We start from the raw sequence: 4,785 nt of genomic DNA, 5'->3' as shown, positions 1-4,785 counted from the left end.
GGCTTTCTGCTGAAAAAGAAATTGAGCGCATCAAACCAATTTTAGAAGCAATTCCCGAAGCGCGGTTAGCATTGGTTGGGGATGGCCCCCACCGTGAAGCATTACAAAAACACTTTGCTGGCACAAACACTTATTTTGTTGGCTATCTCATGGGGCAAGAATTAGGTTCTGCCTTTGCGAGTGCTGATGCCTTTATCTTTCCTTCCCGTACAGAAACACTAGGTTTAGTACTACTAGAAGCAATGGCAGCTGGCTGTCCGGTGGTAGCAGCCCGTTCCGGGGGAATTCCTGATATTGTCACAGATGGAGTAAATGGATATCTTTTTGAGCCAACAGCAGATGTTCAAGGAGCTATTGCTGCTACTGTTCGCCTCTTAGAACAAAAACAACAACGAGATATCATCCGTAAAAATGCCCGCCAGGAAGCAGAAAGTTGGGGTTGGTCTGCTGCTACTAGGCAGCTACAAGATTATTATCAAAAGGTGATATTTTTTGAAAAGTTGGCAAAATGAGGGAGATGAGGGAGATGAGGGAGATGAGGGAGATGAGGGAGCAGGGGGAGAAGAATTAATAACCAATGCCCAATGCCCCATGCCCAATGCCCAAAATCTAAAATCTAAAATTCCCATGACCGAAACAGACTCATGATACAAGCCCATTTATTTATGGGGATTAAAAATTATTGAATTTTGAATTTTGAATTTTGAATTCGGAGCAAAGCGACGTGACACTCCCCAATCCTGGCAGCGTTTTGGCTACATTAACTGAACTGACTCAAGTTAATCGTACTCACGCCCTACTGCGTCGTGTTAAAGACTTATCTGTTAATGAATTTGTTTGCTTACTCGACTTCATAACTGCTGAGTTCCAGCAATTTATTAGAGCTATTGAACTAATCAATAATGAAGCTCTAGAAACTATGTTGGAGAAGGTGCTAGAAGCTATCACACTCAAAATTGGTCAAATCCTGCAAGCAGAACACACAGCTATTTTTTTAGTTGACTATGACAAAGGTCAACTGTGGTCAAAAGTTCCCCAAGATAATACCCAAAAATTTTTAGAAATTCGGACTCCTATTACAGTGGGTATTCCCGGTCATGTTGCCAGTACAGGTCAATATTTAAATATATCTGAAACTTATACTCATCCCTTATTTAGCCCAGAACTTGAAAAACAAATGGGCTACAAAATACATAATATTTTATGTATGCCTGTTATCAGTAGCAAAAACCAGACTGTAGCGGTAGTGCAACTGGCTAATAAAACCGGGAATGTTCCCTTTAATTCTGATGATGAAGAACGTTTTCGAGACTTCGCCGCTTCTATTGGTATTATTCTGGAAAGCTGTCAATCTTTTTATGTAGCCGCTCGTAATCAAAGAGGCGCAACCGCTTTGTTGCGGGCAACTCAGACACTGGGGCAAAGTTTGGATTTAGAAGCAACTTTGCAAATAGTCATGGAGCAAGCTCGAATTTTAATGCAAGCAGACCGCAGCACACTATTTTTATATCGTAAAGAGATGAGCGAACTCTGGACGAAAGTTGCTGCGGCAGCAGATAGCACAAACTTGATAGAAATTCGTATTCCCGCTAACCGTGGCATTGCTGGCTATGTGGCTTCCACTGGTAAAGCCTTAAATATTTCCGATGCTTATAAAGATCCCCGCTTTGACCCGACTACAGATAGAAAAACTGGGTATGTAACTCGTAATATCCTGTGTTTGCCAGTATTTAATTCGGCAAATGAATTAATTGGCGTTACACAATTAATTAATAAGCAACAAAGCAGTTTTACCGCTTCTGATGAAGAGTTTATGCGGGCTTTTAATATTCAGGCAGGAATTGCCTTAGAAAATGCTCGTCTGTTTGAAAATGTGCTGTTAGAAAAACAGTATCAAAAAGATATTTTACAAAGTCTATCAGATGCGGTGATTTCTACAGATATGGCAGGACGCATTGTCACGATTAATGATGCGGCGCTAGAGTTGCTGGGCTGTCCTATAAAAGATGCTAATAGTAAGAACAACAAGCTTTTGTGGGAACAAAATTTGATTGGTCGCCTAGTTTGGGAAGTTGTGCCGATTGAAAATCTCCAAATGCGGCTAGAAGATAGTTTAAAAACTGGAGCTAAACATTATGTGCCAGAGGAAAGTTTGATAGTGGGAATTTCTCAAGTTAAGAGTGAGGAGCGATGCCCTGAGCAGTTCGACAAGCTCACTGTAACACCTGCCGAAGGGTTAGGAGTTAAAAGTGAGACTCAAGAATCAAAATTTAGGACTCAGGACTCAATTTTAGCAGTGCGCGATCGCACTAACCCCGATGTGTTCATTCCCTGGAATCTACCCCTCACTTCCCAATCTGAGTTTCTCACGGCTGATGAGGTGCAAAAATTAGAACGCAGCACAAATCTAACTGTTAATCCCCTAACTAACCCCGAAGGCGGTGTCCGGGGTGGTTTGGTGGTGTTAGAAGACATCAGCCAGGAAAAACGGATGAAAACTACCATGTCCCGCTACCTAACGCCCCATGTAGCCGAGCAAATTATGGCTTTGGGGGAAGATGCTTTAATGGTGGGTGAACGCAAGGAAGTAACTATCTTGTTTTCTGATATCCGAGGCTACACCACACTTACAGAAAATCTCGGTGCAGCTGAGGTGGTATTGCTGCTCAATCAGTATTTTGAAACGATGGTAGAGGCGGTTTTTAACTACGAAGGGACTCTCGATAAATTTATTGGTGATGCCTTAATGGCGGTATTTGGTGCGCCGCTACCACTTACAGACAATCATGCTTGGAGGGCTGTGCAGTCAGCGTTAGATATGCGACAACGGTTAGAGGAATTTAACCGACGGCGAATTATCCAGGCGCAGCCACAAATCCATATTGGCATTGGGATTAGTTCTGGGGAAGTGGTTTCGGGTAATATTGGTTCCCGCAAACGGATGGATTACACCGTAATTGGAGATGGTGTAAATTTGAGTTCGCGTTTAGAAGCGGTAACTAAAGATTATAGTTGTGATATAATTCTAAGCGAATTTACTTACCAACTTTGCAGCGATCGCATTTGGGTGCGCCAGTTAGATAAAATTCGAGTCAAAGGGAAACACCAAGCAGTTAATATCTACGAGTTAATTGGCGATCGCACTACCCCTCTAGATGCCAACACTCAAGAGTTTTTGTTTCACTATCATACTGGACGCTCGGCTTATTTATCGCGCAACTTCTCCCAAGCGATCGCCTGTTTTGAAGCCGCCAAATGCATCCAACCCCAAGACCAAGCTGTTGATATCCACCTAGAACGGGCGCGTAATTATCAACAAACCCCGCCCCCAGAATCCTGGGATGGTGTCTGGACAATGCTTACCAAGTAGTCATGGGCATTGGGCATTGGGCATTGGGCATTGGGCATTGGGCATTGGTCTTCTCCCCCTACTTCCCATGCTTCCCCGCTCCCTCATCTACCTCATCTCCCTCATCCCCCTCATTCCCCTCATCCCCCTCATCCCCCTCATCTCCCTCATCTCCCTCATCCCCTTCAACCTTCAACCTCCCCCTGGTCATCCTGAAACGGATCTTCGCCAATTCTTAGCTCTTTTTTTGAGCGTTTCAACTGTTTCCATAAATCCTTTATCTGTTCATAAGCTTCATCTGGAGGCAGTTTTCCACCTGTTTCTAAGTTGCAAATGTAGCTTACACGTTGGGCAAATTCCTGTAGATTTGCATTAAAAACCAAGTTTTCTGGCTTTACCTGGCCGTAGTAGCGACCGCGAGGGTAAAGAAAATCATCCTTGTTCACGATTTTGTTCTCCAATTTATTCAACTCCCCTTGTGTTTGAATCTCTAAAGCTGAATCATTAGCTACCGCTATCTTTACTGTGTCAGACTGCGGTAAGGCGAACCATCGAATTTCTTTTGCAATTAATGATGCGGGAATTGGTTGATTTAGATTTTGAGACTAGAAAGTAAAGCTTGAAATACTTTTACTGTAAAAGTTACAAAAAAAGTTTCTGCTATGACTAAAGAGAATATTTGACTTACCTCCCAGTTGTTAATTTATCTCATCTTAATTTATGAATTTCTGACTGTAATTAACTTCAGTTTAAACCCTGAGTTACAATTTGCTAAAAGATACCCGTACTTTTTAGGAATTATTATTTTTGCAAAAATAGTTACAGATTTTTGTGGGTAGAAGTATTTAGGCAACATACTATGCGTTAAAGCAAATTGTCGTCTGTTAAAAGTTAGATATTCAGTTGTGAATTTTTAGCAACTTTCTGCTGGGGCGTAACCAAAAAGAGGGAAAAAAGAAGCAGAGCAGAGCGAGAAGATTTTCCTCTGTACCCGTCTGCCCTCTTCTTGCGTTACGGGTTCCTGGTATAGACCTCTGCCCAATCAACTGTGTCTTCGCAGCCTCCTAAATAATTACCAATAGCTAATAGTTAATAACTAAAGATAAAATGGTGAAGCTTCAAAGGACAACTTTTGTCCATCGCCTAGAACTTTACCTGCCACCATGTCTGTTAATTCTAAGTTATACGAAGGCAAAGCCAAAATTCTCTACACAACCGACGATCCAGAAGTCTTGTTGGCCGATTTTAAAAACGACGCCACGGCGTTTAACGCCCAAAAGCGTGGCAGTATCCAAGATAAGGGAAAAATTAATTGTAGCATTTCCAGCCAGCTTTTTAAACAATTGGAGGCAAATGGTATAAAGACTCACTTTATCGACAGCCCTAGCCCGAATCAGATGCTGGTGAAGGCAGTAAAGATTTTACCCTTGGAAGTA

At 42.2% G+C, this 4,785-nt stretch carries 6 protein-coding genes; 5 read left to right on the top strand and 1 reads right to left on the bottom strand.

Annotated features, from left to right (window positions below; genetic code table 11):
• From LC574_RS27005 to LC574_RS26990, 4 genes are all read left to right on the top strand, one after another.
• Positions 1 to 512 (top strand): glycosyltransferase (locus LC574_RS27005; RefSeq protein WP_229456745.1); only part of this gene is annotated, 512 nt, incomplete at its 5' end.
• Positions 493 to 648: a hypothetical protein gene (locus LC574_RS27000; protein ID WP_229456743.1), complete on the top strand. Its 156-nt coding sequence runs from the start codon at positions 493 to 495 to the stop codon at positions 646 to 648. The genes LC574_RS27005 and LC574_RS27000, both read left to right, overlap by 20 nt.
• 76 nt (positions 649 to 724) lie before the next feature.
• On the top strand, positions 725 to 3,370 hold the full coding sequence (locus LC574_RS26995) for a GAF domain-containing protein (RefSeq protein WP_229456749.1): 2,646 nt from the start codon (positions 725 to 727) through the stop codon (positions 3,368 to 3,370).
• A 2-nt stretch (positions 3,371 to 3,372) separates the two neighbouring features.
• Positions 3,373 to 3,588: a hypothetical protein gene (locus LC574_RS26990; RefSeq protein ID WP_229456741.1), complete on the top strand. Its 216-nt coding sequence runs from the start codon at positions 3,373 to 3,375 to the stop codon at positions 3,586 to 3,588.
• Here LC574_RS26990 and LC574_RS26985 read toward each other — a convergent pair.
• On the bottom strand, positions 3,535 to 3,798 hold the full coding sequence (locus LC574_RS26985) for a hypothetical protein (protein WP_229456747.1): 264 nt from the start codon (positions 3,796 to 3,798) through the stop codon (positions 3,535 to 3,537). The genes LC574_RS26990 and LC574_RS26985 overlap by 54 nt on opposite strands.
• A 714-nt stretch (positions 3,799 to 4,512) precedes the next feature.
• Between LC574_RS26985 and LC574_RS26980 the strand changes: the two genes are divergently transcribed.
• A partial coding sequence (locus LC574_RS26980; RefSeq protein ID WP_306422161.1) for a phosphoribosylaminoimidazolesuccinocarboxamide synthase occupies positions 4,513 to 4,785 on the top strand: 273 nt, incomplete at its 3' end.

Source organism: Nostoc sp. CHAB 5715 (genome assembly GCF_020829685.1).
In the GTDB taxonomy this organism is placed as follows: domain Bacteria; phylum Cyanobacteriota; class Cyanobacteriia; order Cyanobacteriales; family Nostocaceae; genus Nostoc.
The sequence above is the reverse complement of the archived record's forward strand: the minus strand, read 5'-3'. Positions and strand labels throughout refer to the sequence as shown.